19 protein-coding genes are annotated in these 24,823 nt (G+C 70.2%); 13 read left to right on the top strand and 6 right to left on the bottom strand.

What is annotated here, in order from left to right; translation table 11 throughout:
• Positions 1-34: 34 nt before the first annotated feature.
• On the bottom strand, positions 35-1,762 hold the full coding sequence (locus AB0D57_RS07585; protein WP_362068254.1) for an acyltransferase: 1,728 nt from the start codon (positions 1,760-1,762) through the stop codon (positions 35-37).
• Between the two features lie 159 nt (positions 1,763-1,921).
• On the opposite strand from AB0D57_RS07585, the gene AB0D57_RS07580 reads away from it, so the two are divergent.
• Positions 1,922-2,551 (top strand): DUF6629 family protein, encoded by a 630-nt coding sequence (locus AB0D57_RS07580; protein WP_362068251.1) that lies wholly within the window; start codon positions 1,922-1,924, stop codon positions 2,549-2,551.
• Between the two features lie 203 nt (positions 2,552-2,754).
• Here the strand turns inward: AB0D57_RS07580 and AB0D57_RS07575 are convergent, their stop codons facing one another.
• The 5 genes from AB0D57_RS07575 to AB0D57_RS07555 all read right to left on the bottom strand — a co-directional run bounded on the left by AB0D57_RS07575 (position 2,755) and on the right by AB0D57_RS07555 (position 10,412).
• The gene (locus tag AB0D57_RS07575) at positions 2,755-4,821 is read right to left on the bottom strand and encodes a glycoside hydrolase (protein ID WP_362068249.1); all 2,067 of its coding nucleotides are present in this window, start codon (positions 4,819-4,821) and stop codon (positions 2,755-2,757) included.
• Positions 4,822-4,927: 106 nt separating this feature from the next.
• Positions 4,928-6,985 carry a beta-galactosidase gene (locus tag AB0D57_RS07570; protein ID WP_362068246.1) on the bottom strand — a complete coding sequence of 686 codons (2,058 nt, stop codon included), beginning with the start codon at positions 6,983-6,985 and terminating at the stop codon, positions 4,928-4,930.
• Positions 6,986-7,086: 101 nt separating this feature from the next.
• Positions 7,087-8,421, bottom strand: coding sequence for a sugar ABC transporter substrate-binding protein (locus tag AB0D57_RS07565; protein ID WP_362068243.1), 1,335 nt, complete (start codon positions 8,419-8,421; stop codon positions 7,087-7,089).
• 85 nt (positions 8,422-8,506) lie between these two features.
• Positions 8,507-9,481, bottom strand: coding sequence for a carbohydrate ABC transporter permease (locus AB0D57_RS07560; protein ID WP_362068240.1), 975 nt, complete (start codon positions 9,479-9,481; stop codon positions 8,507-8,509).
• 4 nt (positions 9,482-9,485) lie between these two features.
• Positions 9,486-10,412, bottom strand: a complete 927-nt coding sequence (locus AB0D57_RS07555) for a sugar ABC transporter permease (RefSeq protein ID WP_362068237.1) — start codon at positions 10,410-10,412, stop codon at positions 9,486-9,488.
• 283 nt (positions 10,413-10,695) lie between these two features.
• Between AB0D57_RS07555 and AB0D57_RS07550 the strand changes: the two genes are divergently transcribed.
• From AB0D57_RS07550 to hypF, 12 genes are all read left to right on the top strand, one after another.
• On the top strand, positions 10,696-11,739 hold the full coding sequence (locus AB0D57_RS07550; protein ID WP_362068511.1) for a LacI family DNA-binding transcriptional regulator: 1,044 nt from the start codon (positions 10,696-10,698) through the stop codon (positions 11,737-11,739).
• A gap of 507 nt (positions 11,740-12,246) precedes the next feature.
• The gene (locus AB0D57_RS07545) at positions 12,247-14,004 is read left to right on the top strand and encodes an enoyl-CoA hydratase-related protein (protein WP_362068234.1); all 1,758 of its coding nucleotides are present in this window, start codon (positions 12,247-12,249) and stop codon (positions 14,002-14,004) included.
• 52 nt (positions 14,005-14,056) lie between these two features.
• Positions 14,057-15,145 (top strand): hydrogenase expression protein HypE, encoded by a 1,089-nt coding sequence (locus AB0D57_RS07540; RefSeq protein ID WP_362068231.1) that lies wholly within the window; start codon positions 14,057-14,059, stop codon positions 15,143-15,145.
• Positions 15,146-15,219: 74 nt separating this feature from the next.
• Positions 15,220-17,004, top strand: a complete 1,785-nt coding sequence (locus AB0D57_RS07535; protein WP_362068228.1) for a nickel-dependent hydrogenase large subunit — start codon at positions 15,220-15,222, stop codon at positions 17,002-17,004.
• Complete coding sequence (locus tag AB0D57_RS07530) at positions 17,001-17,573, top strand: hypothetical protein (RefSeq protein ID WP_362068225.1); 573 nt, start codon at positions 17,001-17,003, stop codon at positions 17,571-17,573. Before AB0D57_RS07535 ends, AB0D57_RS07530 begins: the two co-directional genes overlap by 4 nt.
• Positions 17,570-18,220: a DUF5947 family protein gene (locus AB0D57_RS07525; RefSeq protein WP_362068222.1), complete on the top strand. Its 651-nt coding sequence runs from the start codon at positions 17,570-17,572 to the stop codon at positions 18,218-18,220. Before AB0D57_RS07530 ends, AB0D57_RS07525 begins: the two co-directional genes overlap by 4 nt.
• Positions 18,217-18,912, top strand: coding sequence for a DUF6084 family protein (locus tag AB0D57_RS07520; protein ID WP_362068219.1), 696 nt, complete (start codon positions 18,217-18,219; stop codon positions 18,910-18,912). Before AB0D57_RS07525 ends, AB0D57_RS07520 begins: the two co-directional genes overlap by 4 nt.
• Entirely contained in the window at positions 18,909-20,339 is a 1,431-nt protein-coding gene (locus AB0D57_RS07515) for a hypothetical protein (protein ID WP_362068216.1), read from the top strand. Before AB0D57_RS07520 ends, AB0D57_RS07515 begins: the two co-directional genes overlap by 4 nt.
• The gene (locus AB0D57_RS07510) at positions 20,336-20,881 is read left to right on the top strand and encodes a hydrogenase maturation protease (protein WP_362068213.1); all 546 of its coding nucleotides are present in this window, start codon (positions 20,336-20,338) and stop codon (positions 20,879-20,881) included. The genes AB0D57_RS07515 and AB0D57_RS07510 overlap by 4 nt, the downstream gene beginning before the upstream one ends.
• Before the next feature lie 307 nt (positions 20,882-21,188).
• Positions 21,189-21,584, top strand: coding sequence for a hydrogenase maturation nickel metallochaperone HypA (hypA, locus tag AB0D57_RS07505; RefSeq protein WP_362068209.1), 396 nt, complete (start codon positions 21,189-21,191; stop codon positions 21,582-21,584).
• Positions 21,585-21,588: 4 nt separating this feature from the next.
• Positions 21,589-22,365 carry a hydrogenase nickel incorporation protein HypB gene (hypB, locus tag AB0D57_RS07500; RefSeq protein WP_362068206.1) on the top strand — a complete coding sequence of 259 codons (777 nt, stop codon included), beginning with the start codon at positions 21,589-21,591 and terminating at the stop codon, positions 22,363-22,365.
• Complete coding sequence (gene hypF, locus AB0D57_RS07495; RefSeq protein WP_362068203.1) at positions 22,362-24,797, top strand: carbamoyltransferase HypF; 2,436 nt, start codon at positions 22,362-22,364, stop codon at positions 24,795-24,797. The genes hypB and hypF overlap by 4 nt, the downstream gene beginning before the upstream one ends.
• Positions 24,798-24,823: the final 26 nt, after the last annotated feature.

Raw genomic sequence — 24,823 nt, 5'->3', positions numbered from 1 at the left:
GGCCCACCCCATCACACACACCTTTGTTGAAGCTTCATGAATAGCTGGTCCGGGGTGGGAGAAGGACCGACGACCGAGCCGGTTCCGGGCGATGAACGCCCCGCGGCCGGTACCCCAACCGGTCCGCCACTCCCGCCAGATCCGCCAGCAGCCAAACGATCGCGAGCCACATCTCGGTGCCTTGCAGCCCCGGCTCCCGCCCCGGACCCGAGCCCCCCTCGCCCGCAGGGCCGAAACCGAATCCGGCGCCGTCCCGCCAGCGCCCCAGCGCCCGCGTCAGCTGCTCCTCGGCCCACGCCCGCACCTCGGCCCCCCGATGACCGGTCCGGCGCCCCACGAGCCACAAGGGATGCGCCACGTCCAGCACATTGCAGGCGTTCTCCCGGCCCGCCGTGAACCAGCGCGGCTCTCCGCCATGGGCCAGCGCGGTGTCCACGACCCGCTCCGGGTAGGGCACTTCGAGGCCGAACTGCGCGAAGGAGCCGCGGGTGAGCCGGTAGTAGCCGTTGACCAGCTGGAGCCGACCCGCGGCCGGCGACCCGGCCTCGCCCCACATCCCCGTCCACGGATCCACCCGCGTGGTCAGCCAGCCGAACAGCGCCTCCAGCGCGCCGGGTTGCCCGGCCTCGGCGCCGAGCTCCAGATTGCGATATGCGCCGGTCGCCCAGCAGTCCACCCAGGCACCGGCCGACCAGGCCCGCGTCCGCCACGGCAGCGACTCCAGACGGGACACCAACTGACCCGGCGTCATGTCACGTACGACATGGACCGGTTGGGTGAAACGGGAACCCAGCAGGTCCAATGCGTACCCCACGGACAGCACGTGATACTCGGCGGTGCCGTCGTCGATCCAGCCGTCGTCGGCCGGGGCGGGCAGTACCCCCGGACCGCCGTCGGGGGCGAACTCGGGCACAAGACCGCTGCCGGGGTCCTGCAGGTCCCGCAGCCGCTCGGTGTGTTCGGCGGTGGCCAACTGCTCGGGGGGCGAGCCCAGCAGCAGGTCGGCGACCTCGATGGCGTCGCAATGCGCGCGCACGGTCGCCGCCGCGCCCGGCCGATCGACATAGCGGCCGGTGCCGGGATCCCAGCAGCGGGCGATGAGGTCGGCGGCCTGCGCCCGGGCCCGGTCGGCGAACCGGGCGACGGCGTCCCCCAGATCACCCGGAACCGCTCGATCCGGTGATCCGCCCTGGGCGCGGCGATCGCGCAGCGGGCGGGCCGGATTGCCGGCGGCGATGGTCCACGGCGGCAGGTCCTTGGTGACGACCGCGCCCGCGCCCACCACACAGTGGTCGCCGATGGTCACCCCGTCGAGGACGACGACGTGCGAGCCGATCCACACGTCGTCGCCGACGGTGATGCCCTTGCTGGTGAGTGGCTGCCGGTGCACGGGCCGGTCGGGGGCGAAGCCGTGATTGAAGCCGAGCAGCGAACTGTGCGCCCCTATCCGCACCCCGTCGCCGAGGGCGATCCGGCCCCGGACCGTGGCGTACGGGTTGATGGTGCAGTCGGAGCCCGCGGTCACCTCTCCGGTGACATAGGCATGCCCGGCGACATAGGAGTTCGCGCCCAGCCGCAGCGCGTCGGCGAAGACACCGGCGGCCTCGGAGACGTAGCAGTCCGGCCCGAAGCTCGCGCCGGAATCCGCCAGCCGCCGCTGGTGGGCGTCCTGTGCGGCGCGCTGCCCGGCGGAGGCACGAGGAACGAAATCCCAGGGGCAGGAGTCGAAGTAGGCGTCTTCCAGGGAGGTTTCCGTGTCCATCGCACGGGAGTCTAGAGAGCGCTTACCGGCCGGGCAATCCCAAGGGTTCCTGAGCCGTCCCCGCGACTGTCGTGTCCACCGAGGGGATGGGCGCGCCGCCCCGTAGCGTGGTGCACCCTAGAGGTGCCATCACCTGACGGCCGACCCCATGGTGACGCGATGTGCTGGAGTGCGACGGCCGACCTGGCAGCCGGTGCAGGTATCGCCGCTGTGGGAGTGGCCTGTGTGACATTGACGCGACGGGCCCGCGATCTCCCGTTGGCCGCCCTGCCGTTGCTCCTCGGGGCTCATCAGATCGTCGAGTCCGTGGTCTGGGACTCCGGTGGAGGTACGCGGCCCGCCACCGTCGCCTGGGCCGTCATCGCCCTTCCGCTGCTGGCGGTGTGGGTGCCCGCCGGCGTGCTGTGCGCGGCGCCAGGGCACGCCCGGCGCCGCCTCATGGTCCCGCTGGCCATCGGCGCCGCGACCGCCGCGGCACTGGCGTACGCTCTCGCGGCCCGTCCCGTGCGGGCCGAGATCCATGGCCACACCTTGGGCTACGTCGTCGATCTGTCCCACCCGGAACTGCTCGTCGCGGGCTACCTCCTGGCCACCGTCGGCTCCTTCCTGCTCTCCGGCGATCGTCGACTTCTGCTCTTCGGCGCGCTGGTCGGCGCGGGTGCGGGGATCTGCTGGGCGCTGTGGGAGCTGGAGTTCGTGTCGACCTGGTGCGCGTTCGCGGCGGTGTGTTCGGTGGCTCTGTTCGGGTGGGTGCGCCGACGACCGGTACTCCCGGACGCGGGTTGGTGACCCGGGGTCTTCGGCCACCGGCGTTCAACCGTTCGATTGCCAGGGGAACGGCGTCAGGGCCGGCTTCGCCGCCCGGTTCCCGGAGGCCGTGCGCCGAGGCTTTCTCGACCTCACCTGACGCACAAGGCCCCGCAGCCCACCCGGAGGACGCCGAGATGCGGATGCGAGGTCACCAAACGCCGGGACCCCGCATCCGCTGGAGGCTACGACCCGACCCGCTCGGTCACGTCGGAGACCTTCCACCGCTGGTTGGAACCGGAGTTCGGCGTCCACATCGTGACGGCGGATCCCTCGGCGGTGGCCTGGCCTCCTACTTCGAGGAGCCCGCCGGTGGCGGCGTTGACCAGGGTCCACGTGCCGTCGCCGGTCGTCGACATGATCCACTGAGTGGCCTTGTCACGACGACCGCTGTCCGCCTCCAGGACCGGGGCGCCGTCACGAACGGCCAGCCGCTTCCCTTCCGCGGGGTTGGTGAACACGTACCGCTGCCGGTTGCCGGTGTCACCGCTGATCTGCCGCAGCTGCCACTGCTGACCCGTGGCGGCCGCGTCCGCACTCGCGGTCTTGATGACGAGCTTGGTGCCGTCGTCCGCGACGGTGAGCGCCTTGCCGCTCTGGACGCCGGTCAGTTCGTACGTGTGGCCCTTCTTCAGCAAGGCGGCGTCCTTCGCCACACCGGACACGCCCTTCACGACGAAGGAGGTCACGGACTGGGCGGGCACGGTGAACGTGGCCTGACGGCCGGTGACCGCGACCGGTGTCTGCCGAGCGAGCTTGCCGTCGGCGCTGGTCACGACAGGAGTCACCGTCGCGTTGCGGGCGATGTGGCCGAACTTGGACAGGTCGATGGTGACCGTACGGGCGTCGGTGGTGCGGTTGACGTGGACGACGGTCGCCGCCATGCCCGACTTGGAGACCGCGGCCGCACTGGACGTGTCGTCGGTCTTGATCAGTCGGTCGCCCGGCTTGATGTAGTGCGTGAAGTTGCGGGCGGTGTCGAACTTGGTGTTCGTGTAGATCGGGCAGGATTCGAGGGTGTCCTCGGAGGTGCAGCTGAACGGGAGCTGGATGCTGCCCCAGTTGCCGCCCTTGGCCGACTCCCCGCCGGGCTTCATGTTGTCGTAGTCCTCGACGGGCTGCCAGAACACCCAGGCCTTGGGCTCGAGTTCGCGCAGGTCGTCGACCATTTGCTGGGCCAGCCCGAGGCCGGGGCGCATGTCCGTGAAGCTCTGGCCGTCACCCCAGTCGCCCTCGACCTCGCTCATCCACAGCGGCTTGTCCGCGGCCTTGGCCAGGTCACGCGCGCTGGTACGGCCGCCGGTGCCATAGGTGTGGACGTTCATCTGGCCGACGAGATCGCGCACATCCTGGGAGTAGGAGTTCCAGTTCTGCGCGAAGAGGTTCGGGTTGGTCTCGTCCATCGCCGAGATCTCCGCGCCGGTCTTCGCCTTCTTCAGGGCGGGGGCCAGCGCGCGGATCACCTTCTGCTGGAATTCGGGGCCGATGTGAGCCCCTTCCTGACGGCCGCCGACAGGCTGGCCGTCGGTTCCCAGACGGGTGCCCCAGTAGTTGGTGTTCGGTTCGTTGAACGGGTCGAGGGTGTCGACCCTGATGCCGTGCGCCTTCTCCAGTCGCTTGGTCGCGCCCGCCAGATAGGCGGCGAAGTCGTCGACGGAGTCCGCCTTGAGCTGTTCGTCGGTGGAGTTGAAGCCGCCGGAGACATAGCCGCTGGTGGTCATGAACCAGGGCGGCGAATTGCTGAACGTCTCCCAGTGGTCGATGTCGCTCTTGATCCGGTCCACCCACCAGCGCTGCGTGGCGTCGGCGTCCGGGTTCCAGTCGGCGGCGTCGTCGGCGCTCCACCAGTCGGTGTCCATGCGGGTGGTGCCGTCCGGGGCCTTCCACCAGCCCTCGACCGCCCCGCCGGCCCGGAGATAGTCCTTGACGTCGGGGGCGTTGCCGCCGCCTATGTTGTAGCGGGCGATGTTGAGGGCCAGGCCGTCGTCGCCGAAGAGGAGCTGGGCCAGCTTCTCGCGGATCTCCGCCGGGTAGTCTCCGGTGGCGTCGGCGAACCAGACCAGGCTGGTGCCCCACCCCTCGAAACTCTGCTCCTTGTAGGAGGGGTCCGGCCGGACGGTGACGGAAGCGGCCGCCACCGTCGAGGTTTCCGCGCTCGTCGGCGGGGCGGTGACCAGTGCTGCCCCGGTGGCCAGGGCGGTGACTCCGATGGTTCCCAAAAGCCGTCTCGTGCGGGTACGGCGGCGTGCCATCGTGTGCTCCCAACTCGTCTGTGGTCGCTTCGGTGCACCGCCCGTGCCCTGAGCGGGCACGGGCGGTGTATGACCCTCCGAACGGTTCGGTGCTGTTCGAGGGGCGTCAGGGGGCGGGCTGCCGCAGCACGGCGACGTCCCGCGGGGAGAGGACGACGGTGCCGTCGTCGTCCGTCCGGCCGACCAGGAGATCCCCGGCGAGTCCGGTCAGCGGCACCGTCTCGTCGGTCCGGTTGACCAGGAACAGATAGCGGCTGTCGGCGTTGCGCCGCACGATCAGCTCGACGCTTCCGCGCGCCGAGTCGGGCAGTTCACTGCCGACACCGGCCGGGGCGAGCAGCTTCGGCAGCAGCCCGGTGAGGCCGTCGGCTCCGAGCCGGGTGGAGACGTACGCGGCCGAGCCCCGGCCCGTCGTGCGGCGGGTGACTGCGGGGCGGTCGGCGTACGTACCGCTGCGGTAGTGGGCCAGCACCTCCACGTCCGGGTCGGTGACGGTGACCCGGTCGGTCCACAGGGTGCCGGTGCCCGTGGCGGTGCCGTCCACTGCGACCTCGACCGTGTCGCCTTCGAGCAGGGGGCCGAACTCCTCGATGCGGATGCCGAGCAGATCACGCAGGGCTCCGGGATAGCCGCCGAGCCAGATGTGGTCGTTCTCGTCGACGACGCCGGAGAAGTACGTGGTGACCAGGTGGCCGCCGTTCTCGACGTACCGGGTGAGTTCCTTGGCCAGCGGCGCGGGGACGACATGCAGCACCGGTGTGATCAGCACCTGGTAGCGGTCCAGCTCGGTCTGCGCGGTGACGACGTCGGCCCGGACGCCGAGAGCGAGGAGGGCGGAGTACCAGTCGAGCGCCTCCTGGCGGTAGTCGAGCAGGGCGGTGGGGTGGGAGTCCTGCTCACTGGCCCACCACGACTCCCAGTCGAAGACGATCCCGACCCGCGCCGGCTCGCGCTCGGTACCCGCGACCGGGGCCAGCGTCTTGAGGGTCTGCCCGAGGCCGGTCACCGCACGGAAGACCTCGCTGTCGCGTCCGGCGTGCGGCACCATCGCCGAGTGGTACTTCTCCGCGCCGGCCGCCGACTGGCGCCACTGGAAGTAGCACACGGCGTCGGCGCCGTGCGCGACGTGCACCAGCGAGTCACGGGCCAGGTCACCGGGACGCTTGGCCACATTGATCGGCTGCCAGTTGACGGCGCTGGTGGAGTGCTCCATGAGGAACCAGGGACGTCCGCCGGCGATGCCACTGACCAGGTTGGCGGAGAAGGACAGCTCGTCCCGGTCCTGCGGGCCGGGGACGACGTAGTGGTCGTTGGAGACGAAGTCGACCTCGGCGGCCCAGTCGGCGTAGTTCATCCCCTTGGTGTTGCCCATCACCATGAAGTTGGTGGTGATCGGAACATCGGGCGTGATCTCGCGCAGCAGGTCGCGCTCCGCGCGCAGGTACTCCTTCAGTACGTCGGAGGAGAAGCGCTTGAAGTCCAGTTGCTGCGTGGGGTTCGGGTGGGAGCCGGCCAGCCGGGGCGGCAGGATCTGCTCCCAGGCGCTGTACCGCTGGGACCAGAAGGCGGTGCCCCAGGCGTGGTTGAGCGCGTCCAGGGTGGTGTAGCGGGCGCGCAGCCAGTCGCGGAAGGCACGGGCGGCGTCGTCGGAGTAGTCGTAGATGTTGTGGCAGCCCAGCTCGTTGGAGACGTGCCAGGCCACCAGCGCGGGGTGGTTCGCGTACCGCTCCGCCATCTTCCGCACCAGACGCAGCGCGTGCTCACGGAAGACGGGCGAGGTGGGCCGCCAGTGCTGCCGCGCCCCCGGCCACACCGTCTCACCGGAGGCGGTCACCGGAAGGATCTCCGGGTGCGCCGTGGTGAGCCAGGGCGGCGGGGACGCGGTGGCGGTGGCCAGGTCGACCCCGATGCCACCCGCGTGCAGCAGGTCCATGACCTCGTCGAGCCAGGCGAAGTCCCACTCGTTCTCGGCCGGCTGGATGCGGGCCCAGGAGAAGATCCCCACCGAGACGATGTTGACGCCGGCCTCGCGCATCAGCCGTACGTCCTCCTCCCACACCGCGCGCGGCCACTGCTCCGGGTTGTAGTCGGCGCCGTAGGCGAGGCGGGGAGTGGAATCACCGTCCGCCCCGTGCTGCAACTGGGACAGGAGGGTGGAGATCATGATGGTCCTTCCGGGTGTGCTGCACGGGGCGGCGCGGGGTGCTTGGGTACCTCTGAGCGTTACTTCAGAGGGGTTACTGCGGAACGGTCACTTCGGAACGGCTACTTCACCGTGAAGCCCTGCTCCTTGCCGTACTTGACGGAGGCTTCCTGCCAGGACTTCAGCCCCTCGGCCAGCTTCGTGCCGGAGATGTAGGCCTTGCCGACGGTGTCGTTGAAGATCGAGTTGGCGTACTGCTGGAAGGGCAGGTACGACCAGTCGCTGGCGACGTTGGCGGCGGAGTCGGCGAAGATCTCGTTGGCCTTCTGCCCGCCGAAGTACTCGAACTCCTTGTTCAGGAACGAGTCGGCCTGGAGGTCCGCGGTGGTCGCCGGGAAGGCGCCCTCCTTGACACGGGACTGCACACCGTCACCGGCGTTCGCGTACTCGACGAAGGCGTAGGCGAGTTCCTTGTTCTTGCCCAGCTCGGGCAGGGTCAGGGAGCTGCCGCCGTTCTCCGCGCTCGCCTTCTCGCCCTTGGTCCAGGCCGGCATCGGGGCCGCGCGCCAGTCACCGGCCGCCTGCGGGACACCGGTGACGAAGTTGGCGGGCATCCAGGCACCGGTGGTCAGGGTGGCGATGGTGCCGTCGCCCAGGCCCTTGTACCAGTCGTCGGTCCAGCCGTTGATGGGCGAGACGAGCTTGTCGTCGATGAGCTTCTGCCAGGTGGCCGTGTACTTCTTGGCGCCCGCGTCGGAGAAGTCGACGTTCACCGTGGTGCCGTCGACCTTGTAGGGACGCGAACCGGCCTGCCACAGCATGCTGGTGGTGAAGCCCGCGTCGCCGGCGTCGTTGGCGATGTAGACCTTGGGGTCGGCCTTGTGCAGCTTGGCGGCCGCCTCGACGTACTCGTCCCAGGTGGTCGGGACCGCGATCTTGTACTTGTCGAAGATCTTCTTGTTGTAGAACATCGCCATGGGGCCCGAGTCCATCGGCAGGCCGTAGACGGCGTCACCCTCGCTCACGGCGTTCCACGGGCCGGGGGTGTACTTGTCCTTGAGCTTGTCGGCGCCGTAGGGGGCCAGGTCGCTGAGGCCCTTGGTGAGGGAGTACTGGCTCAGCGCGAAGTACTCGACCTGCGCGACGTCGGGGACGCCCTTCTTGGCCGAGAGGGCGTTCGACAGGGCGGTGTAGTGCTTGTCGCCGGACCGCTCGCCGACAAGGTTGATCTTGACCTTGGGGTACTTCTTCTGGAAGTCGGCGGCGACCGTCTTGAGCGTGGGCTCCCAGGCCCAGACCGTGACCGTGCCGCCCTTCTTCAGAGCCGCCTGGATGTCCCCGGCGGAGACCGGCTTCTGGTCGGCGCTGTCGTCACTGGAACCGCAGGCGGTCGATCCCAGGGCGAGGGCGGAGACGAGGGCTATGCCGCGCAGCAGGCGGCTGGTGGTTCTGCGCATGGAGGTGCTTCCACTTCTTCGTGGGTGGGACAGGGTGAGGGTGAACGCGGTGACGCTGAGGGGGGTGTGGGGGCCTGGGGGTGGGTTATTCCTTGACGCTTCCGGCGGCGAGCCCGGACTGCCAGTACTTCTGCAGCAGCAGGAACGCGACGATCAGCGGCACGATGGTGAGCAGTGAACCGGTGATCACCAGGTTGAAGATCACGTCGCCACCGATCGTCTGGGCCTGGGAGTTCCAGGCGTCCAGGCCCAGGGTCAAGGGGTACCAGTTCGGGTCCTTGAGCATGATCAACGGCAGGAAGTAGTTGTTCCAGGTAGCGACCGTGGTGAACAGCAGGACGGTCACGATGCCCGGCGCCAGCAGCGGCAGGCTCACCTGGAAGAAGGTCCGCACCTCGCTCGCGCCGTCCATCCGGGCGGCCTCGAGCAGTTCGTTCGGGATGGCCTCGGTGGCGAAGACCCACATCAGATAGAGGCCGAAGGGCGAGACGAGCGAGGGGATGATCACTGCCCACGGTGTGTCGGTCAGCCCCATCTTGCTGAACATCAGGAAGGTGGGCACTGCCAGGGCGGTACCCGGGACGGCGACGGCACCGATGACCACGGCGAAGACGGCGCGCTTTCCGGGGAAGGAGAACTTCGCCAGCGCGTAACCGCCCAGGATCGCCAGGAACGTGGCACCGCCGGCGCCGAGCCCGACGTACAGCAGGGTGTTCAGGAACCAGCGTACGAAGATGCCGTCGTTGTAGGTGAACGTCTCCCTGATGTTGTCCCAGAGAGCGAAGTCGTCGCTGAACCAGAGGCCGGAGGACGTGGCCAGCCCTTCCTGGGTCTTGGTGGCGCTGATGACCAGCCACACCAGGGGCACCAGGGTGTAGAGCAGGAACACGCCGGTGAGCAAGGTCAGGAGCACGCTGCGCTTGGGGCGCCCGGGCTCGTGCCGACGGGACTTGCGCAGTCGGGGCGCACCCTTGCTCGCGTCGGCGGTCCGGACGGATACGGACGGGGAGGCAGCGGTGACGGGGCTGCTCGTGCTGCTCGTGCTGCTCGTGCTGCTCATCGGGTTACGCTCCCTTGCGCATGCCGCGGAGCTGCACGACATAGGCGACGACCATGGTGATCAGCCCCATGATGATGGCGACCGCCGCGGAGTAGTTGTGCTGCTGGCCGTTGAAGGACAGCGAGTAGGTGTAGTAGTTCGGGGTGTAGTCCGTCGTGATGGCGTTGCGCGCCAGCAGCCGCAGGATGCTCGGCTCGTTGAAGAGCTGGAAACTGCCGATGATCGAGAAGATCGTCGCGATGACGAGGGCGCCGCGGATCGCGGGGAGCTTGATGGCGGTGATGACGCGGAACTGTCCGGCGCCGTCGATCTCCGCGGCCTCGTAGAGGGAGTTCGGGATGACGCGCAGCGCGGAGTAGAAGATCAGCATGTTGTAGCCGACGAATTCCCAGGTGACGATGTTGCCGATCGACGCCAGGACCAGGTCGGTCGAGAGCGGGTCGGGCAGGGTCACACCGAAGGCGTCGTTGATGTCCCCGACGAGTCCGAAGCGCGTGCCGTACATGAAGCCCCACATCAGGGTGGCCACCACGGCGGGCACGGCGTACGGCAGGAAGATCGTGATGCGGAAGAAGTCCCTGCCGTAGAGACGACCGCTGTCCAGCGCGAGGGCGATCAGCAGGGCGATGCCGAGCATGATCGGCACCTGTATGACCAGGAACAGCGACACCCGTACGAGGGAGTTCCAGAACTGGTCGTCCTCCAGGGCCTGTTGGTAGTTCTCCAGGCCGACGAAGCTTGTGCCGCCGATCAGCTGGTCCCTGAAGAGGCTGAGGTAGATCGAGTACCCGATGGGTGCCAGGAAGACGAGGGCGAACACGGCCACGAAGGGGCCGATAAACCCCCACCCCGTCCAGGAGCGGCGATCCCCTTTCACCGGAGACCGGGTTGTGCGCCGCTCAGCGGCCGCCGACGGTTGTAGCGTCGTCATGTCGTTCCTCGCTCGTCCATCTCGGAGCCGGCGTCTCACGCCGTTGCGATGCTCGCGCAAACACGGCTCCCCAGACAGATCTGCGGGCTGTTATGTTTACGTAAACATCTGATGGCGGCATGTCTACACTGCGCCAATGACGATGGTCAAGAGTCGTCTGGTGAATCCGCGACTCGGGTAGCGAAGGAGACGGGTGGACACCACGGACAGCGCCTCGACGAGCAAGGATCCGTCCCGTACGCACATGGGGAAACGGGCCGTGCGGCGCACCCAGAGTGTGTCCATGGCGGATGTCGCGCGCCTGGCCGGAGTCTCCTCGCAGACCGTCTCCCGTGTGTCCAATGGTTACGAGAATGTGAACGAAGAGACCCGGCAGCAGGTGCTGGCGGCGATGAAGGAGCTGGGCTACCGGCCCAACAGCGCCGCCCGCGCCCTCAAGCGCGGCGAATTCCGCACCATCGGGGTCATCACCTTCAACCTCTCCACCACGGGCAATATGCGCACCCTGGAGGCGATCGCCACGTCCGCGGCACAGGAGGGCTACGCCGTCACGCTCCTGCCCGTCGCCGTCCCCACCCAGGACGAGGTGCGCGGCGCTTTCTCCCGGCTGGGAGAGCTCGCCGTCGACGCCGTCATCGTCATCATGGAAGTGCACCTCCTCGATGCGGTGACCGTCTCCCTGCCTCCTCATGTCCAGGTCGTCGTCGCCGACTCGGACGCCGGGGACCGCTACAGCGTGGTCGACACCGACCAGGCCGGCGGTGCCCGTGCCGCCGTACGGCATCTGCTGGACCTCGGCCATCGCACGGTCTGGCATCTGGCCGGCCCCGCGGAGTCCTTCGCGGCACAACGCCGTGCCGACGCATGGCACACCGCGCTGACCGAGGAGGGACGCGTCCCGCCAGCCCTGGTGCGAGGCGACTGGTCGGCGGAGTCCGGCTATCGCGCGGGTCTGCTGCTCGCCGACCGGGAGGACTGTACGGCGGTCTTCGCCGCCAACGACCAGATGGCACTGGGGCTCTTGCGGGCCTTGCACGAGCGCGGCCGGAAGGTCCCCGACGACGTCAGCGTCATCGGCTTCGACGACATCCCCGAGGCCGGTTCCTTCGTGCCGCCCCTGACCACGGTTCACCAGGACTTCGCCGGAGTGGGACGCCTCTGCGTCGAGGGCGTACTGCGGCGGATGCGCCACGAAGGTGCGGAACACGGCACCAGGCTGGTACCCACCAAGCTCGTCGTGCGCGACAGCACGGCACCGCCGCCCGCCGATTCGCGCCAGGGCGGTTCGGCGGGGGACGTGGCCTCCGCGGACGGGGAGCTTCATTGACGCCCTCTCCTGCCCGAGGGCAGGAGATTCCGGTCCGTACCGCTACGCGGTACCACCTCGGGTTCCTGTTTCACAGGCCACTGCCGACCGGTGAGGATCGGTCTTACACGGCCTCCGCAGGCCTGACTTCCCGCCCGTCCGGCGGTAGATCCGACAACTACATTGCCGGACAAAGCGATCCTGCCATGGTGCTGCGCCCCTCCGGGACGCTACCGGCAGGATGCCCTACACCTCCACCCTGAAGGGTGGAGCACTGGGTAAGTGTTCGGTAGCTCCTGGGACCGCCTCCCCGGGGTGCGGCCACAGCCCGCCCGGCCGTCGTGCACTGCCGGACGCCGGCCGTCCATCCGGCCACCAGAACCGGCCGGATGGCCGCGGGGACGATGCCGAGGGCCCCGCTTTTCGGGTGACCGCACAGCCTGTCGCCGGGGTCGACGGCTCGATGTGCCCGACGATCGCAGTCGGCCGGGGCTTCGCCGCCCGCACTGTCGCCGCCGGGAGGTCCTGGTGCACATCCTGCTCGTGGCCAGCGCGTTCAACAGCCTTACGCAGCGTGTCCATGCCGAACTGCGCGACCGCGGGCACACGGTCGCGGTGGAACTCGCCCTGCCCGACCGCCCGTTGCCCGAGTCGGTACGGCGGCACGCGCCGCAGCTCGTCCTCGCCCCCATGCTGAGGACGGCGATCCCCCGGGAGGTGTGGGCCGCCTACCCGTGCTTCATCGTCCATCCGGGGCCGCTCGGGGACCGAGGCCCGTCCTCTCTCGACTGGGCGATCCACGAGGGCGCCGAACACTGGGGTGTGACGGTCCTTCAGGCCGACGGGGAAATGGACGCCGGGGACGTCTGGGCGTGTGTACCGTGTCCGGTCCCGCCGGTTTCCAAGAGCGACCTGTACCGCAACGAGATCGCCGACGCCGCGCTGGCGGCCGTCATGCTCGCCGTCGAGCGCTTCGCCTCCGGGACCCACACCCCGCGAGTGCAGATCGCGGCGCCCGCGGGTGACACCCCGGTGCGCATCCGCCCGTACCTCGACCAGAGCGTCCGGCGGATCGACTGGGACGCGGACCGTACACAGACCGTCCTGCGCAAGCTGCGCGCCGCGGACTCGCAGCCCGGCGTGCTGGACATGCTGCTCGGCACCGAGTGGTACCTCCACGGCGGACACGCCGAGGACGGTCTGCGCGGCGCGCCGGGAACGCTGCTGGCCACCAGGGCGGGAGCGATCTGCCGGGCCACGAAGGACGGTGCCGTCTGGATTCCCGAGCTGCGGGGCCGGCGCGCGCCCGGACAGCCGCGCACATTCAAACTCCCCGCCGTGCTCGCCCTCGGCGACCGGCTGCCAGCCCTGCCCGAACTCGCCGCCCCCCTGTCCCCGGACGCACGGCGGCGCACCTGGGCGGACATCCGTTACCGCGAGGACGGCAACGTCGGCTTCCTCTCCTTCTCCTTTCCCGGTGGCGCGATGAGCACCACCCAGTGCCGACGTCTGCTGGACGCCTACCGGGAGGCGTGCACACGCCCCACCTCGGTGCTCGTGCTCGGTGGCCAACGGGACTTCTTCTCCAACGGGATCCACCTCAACGTCATCGAGGCCGCCGCGGACCCCGGCGCAGAGTCCTGGGCCAACATCAACGCCATGGACGACCTCGTCGAGGCGATCCTGACGACCACCGACAAACTGGTGGTCTCCGCCGTCGCCGGCAACGCGGCGGCGGGCGGCGTGATGCTCGCCCTGGCGGCCGACGAGGTGTGGTGCCGCACCGGCTGCGTACTGAATCCGCACTACCGCCTCATGGGCCTGTACGGCTCGGAGTACTGGACGCATACGCTGCCTCGCCGCGTGGGAGCCGCGGCGGCCGACCGGCTCATGCGTGAGGCCCTGCCGATGAGCGCCGCGAGCGCCCGCGGCCTCGGACTTGTCGACCGGGTGGTCGCCTGCGGTCCGGGGGATTTCGCCGCAGAGGTCGGCCGGCTGGCGGCCCGCCTGGCGGCGCTGCCCGGAACGCGGTCACGTATCGCCGCGAAGAAGGCCGAGCTGGAGCGCCAGGAAAGCGACGAACCCCTTGCTTCCTTCCGGGAGCGGGAGCTGGCTCGGATGCGCGAGACGTTCGACGACCCCGGGGCGCCGTATCACGCACTGCGTCGCGCGTTCGTCCGCAAGGAGAGGTCACCCCGCACGCCGGGGACGGGAGCGGACCGGTCCACCACCCCCGTCACTGGAACGGCCGCCCATGGCGAGTCGCCCCGGCCGGATCACTGGTAGCAAGGGAGCGATGGTCGAAACAGATGCTTCTGTTCAGGTAGGAGGCGGTCCCATGACAGCCGCGACGCCGAGCACGGCAGGCGCACCGGACACCGGTGGTGCGCCTGCCGACGAGACGCCCACGATCCATATCCTCTGGATCAACGCCGGGCTGAGCTGCGACGGAGACTCGGTCGCGCTCACGGCCGCGATGCAGCCCAGCATCGAGCAGATCGCGCTCGGAGTGCTGCCGGGTCTGCCGAAGATCGCCGTCCACTGGCCCCTCATCGACTTCGAATGCGGTCCGGTCGGCGGCGCGGACACGTTCATCGAGTGGTTCTTCAAGGGGGAGCGGGGCGAGATCGACCCGTTCGTGCTGGTCGTCGAGGGGTCCGTCCCCAATGAGTCGATCAAACCCGAGGGTTACTGGTGCGGCTTCGGCGACAACCCGGAGACCGGCCAGCCGATCACGACCAGCGAGTGGATCGACCGGCTCGCGCCCAAGGCCTTGGCCGTCGTCGCCATCGGCACCTGCGCCACGTACGGCGGTATCCACGCCATGGCGGGAAACCCGACCGGCGCGATGGGCGTGCCCGACTACCTCGGCTGGGACTGGAAGTCCCACGCCGGTATTCCCATCGTGTGCGTCCCCGGCTGCCCGATCCAGCCCGACAACTTCTCCGAGACGCTCACCTACCTGCTCTACCAGGCGGCCGGCTCCGCCCCGATGATCCCCCTCGACGACAAGCTGCGTCCGGCCTGGCTGTTCGGCGCCACCGTGCACGAGGGCTGCGACCGCGCGGGCTACTACGAACAGGGCGACTTCGCCATGACGTACGACTCGCCCAAGTGCCTGGTCAAGCTGGGCTGCTGGGGCCCGGTCGTCAAGTGCAACGTGCCCAAGCGCGGCTGGATGAACGGCATCGGCGGCTGCCCGAACGTCGGCGGCATCTGCATCGCCTGCACCATGCCCGGCTTCCCGGACAAGTTCATGCCGTTCATGGACCAGCCGCCGGGCGCGATGTTGTCCACCAAGGCCAGCGGTGCCTATGGCGCGGTGGTCCGCAGACTGCGGTCCCTGACCGCACACACCGTGGACAAAGAGCCGAAGTGGCGCCACACGGGAGACAAGGTCACCACCGGATACCGGCCGCCGTGGTGACCCACCGCCGCACCTGAGCCGCGCACCCCCGATCCGTCCCCCCACCCCCCTCGAAGAAGGGCACGACACACACGATGGCACCGAAGACGAAGGCGGCAGGCGACGGTAGCGGCCTGATGGAGATGTCCTGGGACCCGATCACCCGGATCGTGGGCAGCCTCGGCATCCACACGAAGATCGACTTCAAGCAGAAGCGGGTCGCGGAGTGCTACAGCACCTCGTCGGTCTTCCGTGGCTACAGCGTCTTCATGCGGGGCAAGGACCCCCGCGACGCCCACTTCATCACCAGCCGGATCTGCGGTATCTGCGGCGACAACCACGCCACCTGCTCGGTGTACACGCAGAACATGGCGTACGGAGTGAAGCCACCGCACCTCGGTGAGTGGATCATCAACCTCGGCGAGTCCGCGGAGTACATGTTCGACCACAACATCTTCCAGGAGAACCTGGTGGGGGTCGACTACTGCGAGAAGATGGTCAAGGAGACCAACCCCGGCGTCCTCGAACTCGCCGAGCGCACCGAGGCGCCGCACGCCGGGGAGCACGGTTACCGCACGATCGCCGACATCATGCGGTCCCTGAACCCCCTCGAGGGCGAGTTCTACCGCGAGGCCCTCCAGGTGAGCCGCTACACCCGGGAGATGTTCTGCCTCATGGAGGGCCGCCATGTGCACCCCTCCACGCTCTACCCGGGCGGCGTCGGCACCATCGCCTCCGTACAGCTCTTCACGGACTACCTCAGCCGCCTGATGCGCTACGTGGAGTTCATGAAGCGAGTCGTCCCGCTGCACGACGACCTGTTCGACTTCTTCTACGAGGCGCTGCCCGGGTACGAGGAAGTGGGGCGCCGGAGGGTCATGCTCGGCTGCTGGGGCGCGCTCAACGACCCCGAGTACTGCGACTTCACCTACGCCAACATGACGGACTGGGGCCGACGGATGTTCGTCACCCCCGGCATCATCGTCGACGGCAAACTCGTCACCAACGACCTCACCGAGATCAACCTCGGCATCCGCATCCTGCTGGGCAGTTCCTACTACGAGGACTGGCAGGGCCAGGAGCAGTTCGTCACCCACGACCCGCTCGGCAACCCGGTCGACCCGCGCCACCCCTGGAACCAGCACACCATCCCCGCCCCGCAGAAGCGGAACTTCGACGACAAGTACAGCTGGGTCATGTCACCCCGCTGGTTCGACGGCAAGGAGCACCTCGCCCTGGACACCGGAGGCGGCCCCATCGCCCGCCTGTGGTCCACCGCGCTGTCCGGGCTCGTCGACGTCGGCTATGTGAAGGCCACCGGCAACAGCGTGGTCATCAACCTGCCGCGCACGATGACCAAGCCGGAGACCACCTTCGAGTGGAAGATCCCGCGCTGGAGCAACGCGATCGAACGCAACCGCGCGCGCACCTACTTCCAGGCCTACACCGCCGCCGTCGCGCTGCACTTCGCGGAGAAGGGACTGGAGGAGGTCCGCGCCGGACGCACCCAGACCTGGGAGAAGTTCGAGGTGCCCGACGAGAGCATCGGCGTCGGCTTCACCGAGGCGGTCCGCGGCGTCCTCTCCCACCACATGGTGATCCGCGACGGCAAGATCGCCAACTACCACCCGTACCCGCCCACCCCCTGGAACGCCAGCACCCGGGACACCTTCGGCACGCCCGGCCCGTACGAGGACGCCGTGCAGAACACGCCGATCTTCGAGGAGAACACCCCCGAGAACTTCAAGGGCATCGACATCATGCGCACCGTCCGCAGCTTCGACCCCTGCCTGCCCTGCGGCGTCCACATGTACGTCGGCGGTGGCAAGACCGTACAGAAGATGCACATGCCCACCGGCCTGAGCGGACTGGGCGGATGAGCGCGGGCACGGCGGTCGACGCGACGAGGACGGTGGACGCGGTACAGACCGGGCGGCGGATCGAGGACGTGCTCGACCGGCTCGCCGCCACCGGCGATCCGACCGCCCGCGCGGCGGCCGAGGAACTCGTGCAAACCCTCATGGACTTCTACGGGGCAGGGCTGGCCCGGGTGCTCCACCTGTTGTACGCGTCCGAGAACCGTACGGCTCCGGGCGGCCCGACGGCGGCACTGCTCGGCGACGAGCTGGTCGCGAGCCTCCTCGTCCTGCACGACCTCCACCCCGAGGACCGGGACACCCGTATCGCCCGCGCGCTCGACAGCGTTCGAGACCACGACCTGGACGTCGTGGACTTCGACGAGACGACCGGTACCCTCCGGCTGCGTACCGCCGGCGGCGGCGGATGCGGCTGCGCGGGCGGCGGTACGGCGGCCCGGCAGGTGGTCGAGGACGCGCTCGCCTGCTTCGCGCCGGAGGTCACCACGGTCGACATGCAGCCCGCCGCGCCTTTGGGGGAGCCCGCGCTCCTCCAGATCGGCGCCGCCCCGGCGTCGGCGACGGCGCGATGAGCGCGCCCCCGGCCTCCAGGCCCGCCCTGCGCGGTCTGCGCAAGTTCCTTGCTCCACGCGCGCCCCAGCCCGAGCGATGCGGGCTGTGCGCGGTGGTGGTGGACGAGGCGCACCACCGCCACCTGGTGGACACCGAGCAACGGGCCCTCGTCTGCGCCTGCGTGTCCTGCGCGATGCTGATGGAGCAGCCGGGCGCCGCCGCGGGCCGCTTCCGCGCGGTCCCGGACCGCTATCTCACCGACCCGGACCACCGCCTCGACGACCATGCCTGGGAGGCCCTGCAGATCCCGGTCGGTGTCGCCTTCTTCTTCCGCAACGCCGCGCTGGACCGGCTGGTGGCCCTCTACCCGAGCCCCGCCGGGGCCACCGAGAGCGAGCTCGAACCGGCGACCTGGACTGCGGTCCTCGGCGACAGCCGCCTCGCCGCACTCCTCGAACCCGACGTGGAGGCGCTGCTGCTGCGCCGCACCGACGGCAACTGCGCCTGCTATCTCGTACCGATCGACATCTGCTACGAACTGGTCGGCCGGATGCGCCTGTTGTGGCAGGGGTTCGACGGCGGGGCCGAGGCCCGCGCCGCCCTGGACGCGTTCTTCGACCACGTCGGTCGACGCGCCCGCCCCGTGGGCGGGGAGGGTCGGCCGTGACCGAGTTCTCCTTCGCCTGCACCGGAGTTCGCGCCGACCGTTACGCCGCCGGACCGACGCTGGTGTTCCGGCTGCGCGTCACCGCGTCCGGCGACGCACCGGTGCATGCCCTCGCGCTGCGCTGCCAGATCCGTATCGAACCCGCCCGACGCGGCTACGACAGCGCCGAGGCCGACAAACTGGCGGACCTCTTCGGCGAACGCTCGCGCTGGGGCAGCACCCTGCAGCCCGTGCAGTTCGCGCAGGTCTCCCTCATGGTCCCCGGCTTCACCGGGGAGACCGAGACCGACCTCGTCGTGCCCTGCACCTACGACATGGACATCGCCGCCACCCGGTACTTCGCCGCGCTCACCGACGGCGAGGTACCCCTGCTGATGCTGTTCTCCGGCACGGCGTTCACCGGGGCGGGCGGCTTCCGCGTCGAACCCGTCCCCTGGGACCGGGAAGCCACCTTCAGGATGCCGGTCGCGACCTGGCGGGAGATGGTCGAACAGCACTTCCCCGGCTGCGGCTGGATCCGGCTGCCCCGCGCCACCATGGACGCCCTGCTCGCCTTCCGCTCACGACGGGCGCTGCCCTCCTGGGAGGCGACCGTACGGGCCCTGCTCGACGAATCCGGCACCGCAGCCCCGCCCCGACAGGGCGCCGCTCTCACCGGCAGCACCGCCGGCACCGGAAGGACCGCTCCGTGAGCGTGACCGCTTTCGCCCCGGAGACCGAGGCGCGCTTCGCCGTCGCCCGCCAAGTGGCCGACGCCGTCCTCTTCGAGGGCTATGTGCTCTACCCGTACCGCGCCTCCGCCGCCAAGAACCGGCTGCGCTGGCAGTTCGGCGTGCTCGTCCCGCCCGCCTGGGGCGCCGACTGCGAGGAAAACGACTTCCAGCACACCGAATGCCTGATGGAACCCAAAGCGGGCGCCACCCTGGCGGTCGAACTGCGCTTCCTGCGCGCCCGACGGCGGACGGTTCAGCAAGCACGCCCCGACGGAGGCTTCGACCCGGTCCCCGAACTCCGGCTGGGAGACCGGGTCCTGGTTCCCTGGGACGAGGGCACCGAGGAGCGCGTCGAGGCGGTCGTGGCGGTGGACGACCTCCTGGGCGACGGGGTCACCGTCCCCTTCGACCGCCCCGCCGGGGAGGGGACGGAGCCCGTCCTCGACGAGGCCGGCCGGACCGTCGGCCGGCTGGTCCGCAGGTGCGAGGAGATCAGCGGCGTACTCCGGCTGTCGGCGCGCGAACTCGACGGCCCCTACCGGGTCCTGAGACTGACCGCCGTCGTCGAGAACACCAGCACCTGGACGCCTCCGGTCGGCCGGGCCGCCGACCGGGACGCGGCGCTCCCGCGTTCCCTGGTGGCCGCCCACATGCTCCTGGGGCTGGGCGCCGGTTCTTTCCTGTCGATGACGGATCCCCCGGAGTGGGCGAGGGGCGCGATCGCGACCTGCCGCAACCTGCACACCTGGCCCGTGCTCGCCGGCGAACCCGGCCGCACGGACGTCGTGCTGTCCTCGCCGATCATCCTGGAGGACCACCCGGCCATCGCTCCGGAAAGCCTGGGGGCGCTGTACGACGCCACCGAGATCGACGAGATCCTCGCGCTGCGCACCGCCGCCCTCACCGACGAGGAGAAACGCGAGGCCCGGGGCACCGACGAACGGGCCGCCGCCGTGATCGACCTGGCCGACTCGATGCCCCCCGAGGTCCTGGAACGCCTGCACGGGGCGGTGCGCGGCCTGCGCGAGGTCACCGGAGCGGCGCCCACCGCGGCCGCCGCCGGATTCCCCGACGAGTACGGTGTCGCGCGCCCGGACACCCCGTGGTGGGACCCGGCGAGCGACGCGGGCTTCGACCCGGGACGCGACCGCGTCGTCGTGGACGGCCATTCGCTGGGCGCGGGCAGCCGGGTGCTGCTGCGACCGGGTCTGCGGCAGACCGACGCGCAGGACCTGTTCCTCGCGGGTCGCACCGCGAAGGTCGAGGCCGTACTGCACGACGTGGACGGCGGGGTGCACCTCGCGGTGACGGTGGAGGACGATCCGGGCGCCGACATCCGCCGCGAGCAGGGACGCTTCCTGTACTTCCAGCCCGACGAAATCACCCCGTTGGAGGACGGCGCATGAGCCCGTCCCCGGAGCGCGGCAAGGTCCTCGTCGCGGGCATCGGAAACATCTTCCTCGGCGACGACGGCTTCGGCGTCGAGACCGTGCGGGCACTCGGCGCACGTGATCTGCCCGGCCACGTCGAGGTCGTGGACATCGGCGTACGGGGAGTGCACCTCGCCTACCAACTCCTCGACGGCTACGACACCTTGATCCTCGTGGACGCCACGGCACGCGGCGGAGATCCCGGCACCCTGTACCTGATCGAGCACGACGGCTGTGGCGGCGACGAGCCACCCGCCGCACCGCTCGACGGCCACCGGATGACCCCCGACACCGTGCTCGCCCTGCTGGGCACGCTCTGCGCCGCGACCGGCGCCGGCCCGCCGCGGCGTACGCGGGTGGTGGGATGCGAACCGGCCACGGTGAAGGAGCGCATCGGTCTCAGCACCCCGGTGTCCGACGCCGTACCGGAGGCCGTACGGCTCATCGAAGAAATGCTCCGGCTCGACGAACCGGGAGAGCCGGCGCCGCGGGCCCTGGCCGCCGACGCCGCGAAGTGAGGAGAGACAGGATGATGAAGAACCTCATCGGGGGCGTGCTGGTCGCCGCCCTGGCCGCCCTCGTCGTGCAGTCCCTGCCCGACATCAGGCGCTACTTGCGGATGCGCATGATGTGAGTCGACGCCTGCCGGCCCGGCCGACCACGCCGTGCCGATGTGCTGTTGCGGCGAACGGTGTACGCGGCCGGGCGGCGACGGCGCGGCGGTCCGTCGGCCTTGGGCGCCTCACCTCTAATGGACCGCGGCGGGCCGCTCATGTACGCCCCGCCCCGCGGGGCAGTGACCTGCCTCCGCCAGGACGGAGACCGATGCACGAGATGTCCATCGCGCTGGCGGTGATCGGCCAGGTGGAAGAGGCGGCGGAACGGACCGGCGACGTCACCACGGTACGAACGGTGCGACTCCAGGTCGGTGAACTGGCCGGCGTCGTACCCGACGCCCTGTCCTTCTGCTTCGAACTCGCCTGCGCCGGGACCGTGCTGGAAGGCGCCGAACTGGTCACCGACACGGTACCGGGCAGGGCCCGCTGCGGACCGTGCGCGCACGAATGGGCCGTCGGCATGCCGCCCCTGCTGAGCTGCCCCCGGTGCGACGGATCGAGCACCGAACTGCTGTCGGGCCGTGAACTGCAGATCGTCAGCGTGCGCTGGGAGGACGGCCGGACGCACGCGCCCACCCGCCAACCGATCCCCGAGGAGCGCTGAAACCATGTGCCGTGTGGTCGACCTGCAGCAGGCCGTACTCGCCAAGAACGACGCGACCGCGCACACCCTGCGTGCCGCACTGGCCGCCCGCGGCATCACGGTCGTCAACCTGCTGTCCAGCCCGGGCAGCGGCAAGACCGCCCTCCTGGAACGCGAACTGATGCTGGCGCGACAGCGGTCCGTGCCGGTCGCGGCGCTGACCGCCGACCTCGCCACCGAGAACGACGCGGCGCGACTGGCCCGCTCGGGCGTCCCGGTCAAACAGGTGCTCACCGACGGACTGTGCCATCTGGAGGCCGGGATGCTCGGCAGCCACCTGGAGGCCTGGCCGCCCGACGACACCCGGCTGCTCTTCGTGGAGAACGTCGGCAACCTCGTCTGCCCGGCCTCCTACGACCTCGGGGAGACCCTGCGCGTCACGCTCGCCTCCGTGACGGAGGGCGAGGACAAGCCGCTGAAGTACCCCACCGCCTTCGGCCTGGCCCATCTTGTGGTGGTCACCAAGACCGACCTCGCCGAGGCCGCCGAATTCGACGAGGCCGCGTTCCGGGCCAACGTCCAGCAGGTGAACCCCGGAGTGGACGTGCTGCTGACCTCGGCCCGCCGGGACAGGGGAGTCGGCGCCCTCCTCGACCGGGCGCTGGCAGCCGCCGAAGACGCTCCTTTGCACACTCCCGTCATGGCCCGTCGGCCGGAGGACTCCGCACACGTCCATGCCGGGCACACCCACCACCACGACCACGCGGTCGACACCCACACCATGGCCCAGACGCGCTCGTGAGCGGCCCGACGCACGCGACCGCCGTCGCCGACGAGACACCGTGGCGCCGTCGCGTCACCGTACGGGGCGTGGTGCAGGGCGTCGGCTTCCGGCCCTACGTCTACACCCTCGCCACCGCTCTCGACCTCCGTGGACATGTGACCAACACCCCCCAGGGCGTGATCGCGGAGGTCGAAGGGGCTCCCGCGGCCGTGGCCCGGTTCTGCGACCGGATCGCCGTACACGCGCCGCCGCTGGCACGCGTGGAGTCCGTCCACCACCAGGAGCTGCCCGCCACGGGCGACACCGCGTTCACCATCCTCGCCTCGCGCACGGACGGACCGGCGCGCACCCTGATTCCGCCGGACACCGCCACCTGTGCCGCGTGCCTGCGCGAACTGGCCGACCCGGGTGACCGGCGCCACCGGCACCCCTTCATCAATTGCACGCACTGCGGCCCGCGCTTCACGATCGTCACCGGCCTGCCCTACGACCGGGCACACACCACCATGGCCGACTTCCCGATGTGCCCCGACTGCGCCCGGGAGTACGCCGATCCGGCCGACCGCCGCTTCCACGCGCAACCGGTGGCCTGCCCGGCCTGCGGCCCACGGCTGCGGCTGCTCACCCCCCGACCGGGCACGGACGGGCCGCCGGTGCCTGTCACGGAGGGGGATCCGGTCGCCGTGGCGCGCAGGCTGCTGGCGAGCGGCGCGATCCTCGCGGTGAAGGGACTGGGCGGCTACCACCTCGCCTGCGACGCCACCGACTCCGACGCCGTCGCCCAGCTGCGACGCCGCAAGGCCCGGGGGGACAAACCGTTCGCCGTCATGGCCAGGAGCCTCCACGACATCGAGCACCTCGTGCGGATCGGTCCCGAGGAGCGGAGCCTGCTCACCGGCGCCACCCGGCCCATCGTGCTGCTGCGCCGACGTCCGGACGACTCGCCCGCGGCGATGACCCCATGGCCCGCCGCGGCCGTCGCACCCGGCAGTCCCGACCTCGGCATCATGCTGCCGTACACCCCCCTGCACCACCTGCTGCTGGGCCTGCCCGGCGACGCCGGGGGCCCTCGGCTGCTCGTCATGACCAGCGGCAATGTCGCCGGTGAGCCGATCGTCACGGACGACGAGGAGGCGCTGCTGCGGCTGGCCCACCTGGCCGACGCCTGGCTGACGCACGACCGGCCGATCCATGTGCCGTGCGACGACTCCGTGGTCCGCGTGTGCGACGGGGAGCCTTTGATGATGCGCCGCGCCCGTGGCTACGCGCCGCTGCCGCTGGCCCTGCCGGTGCCCGTGCGCCCGGCCCTCGCGGTCGGCGGAGACCTCAAGAACGCGTTCTGCCTCGGTGAGGGGCGCCGGGCCTGGCTGTCCGCCCACATCGGCGACATGGACGACCTCGCCACCCAGGCGGCCTTCGTACGCGCCGTGACACAACTGGAGTCGATCACCCCGGTACGGCCGCGACTGCTGGCGGCCGACCGTCATCCCGCCTACCGCTCCGCCGGGTGGGCCGCCCGGAACGCGGCGGGCAGGACTCTCGTACGCGTCCAGCACCATCACGCCCATGTCGCCGCCGCGATGGCCGAACAAGGGCTGGACGGCCGTCGCCCGGTGATCGGTGTCGCCTTCGACGGTACGGGGTACGGGGACGACGCAGCGGTGTGGGGCGGCGAGATCCTGCTCGCGGACTACACGGGCTTCACCCGGTTCGGGCACCTCGCGTACGTTCCGCTGCCCGGAGGAGACGCCGCGGTGCAGCGGCCGTACCGGATGGCGCTCGCGCATCTGCGGGCGGCCGGCCTCGGCCGGCCGGAGGGGCTGCCCTGCGTGGCCGCCTGCCCGGACGACGAACTCCTGGTGTTGGAAAGGCAGTTGGACCGCAATCTGAACTGCGTACCCACCTCCAGCATGGGCCGGCTCTTCGACGCCGTGTCGTCCCTCGCCGGTGTGTGCCACCGGGCCGGGTACGAGGCGCAGGCTGCCGTCGAACTGGAGGCCAGCGCGCTGCGGGCGCCCGCCGGGGACACCGGCACGTACACCTTCGCCGTGCGGGAGCCGGAGACGGGACCGGGACCGGACCAGGGCGTGGAGCGGGGGGTCGGCGCCCCCGTCGTCGCGGATCCCGCCCCCGTCCTGGCCGCGATCGTCGAGGACCTGCGAGCGGGCACGGAACCGGCCCTGGTCGCGGTCCGATTCCACCGGGCCGTCACCGGCCTCGTACACCGCATGTGTGGGCTGGCACGTGAGCGGCACGGGCTCGACACGGTCGCCCTGACCGGCGGCGTGTTCGCCAACGCCCTGCTCTCCTCGGCCTGCGCCGCGGCCCTGCGCGAGGACGGTTTCACGGTCCTGCGCCACCATCTGGTGCCGCCGGGGGACGGCGGCCTGGCGCTCGGTCAGCTCATGGTGGCCGCCCACGTCGAGGACCGTACCGGAGCGACCGACTGACGAACCGTCCCGGCGGCGCCGGGTGA

The sequence above is a fragment of the Streptomyces sp. NPDC048275 genome (assembly GCF_040652275.1).
GTDB lineage: Bacteria > Actinomycetota > Actinomycetes > Streptomycetales > Streptomycetaceae > Streptomyces.
The sequence above is the reverse complement of the archived record's forward strand: the minus strand, read 5'-3'. Positions and strand labels throughout refer to the sequence as shown.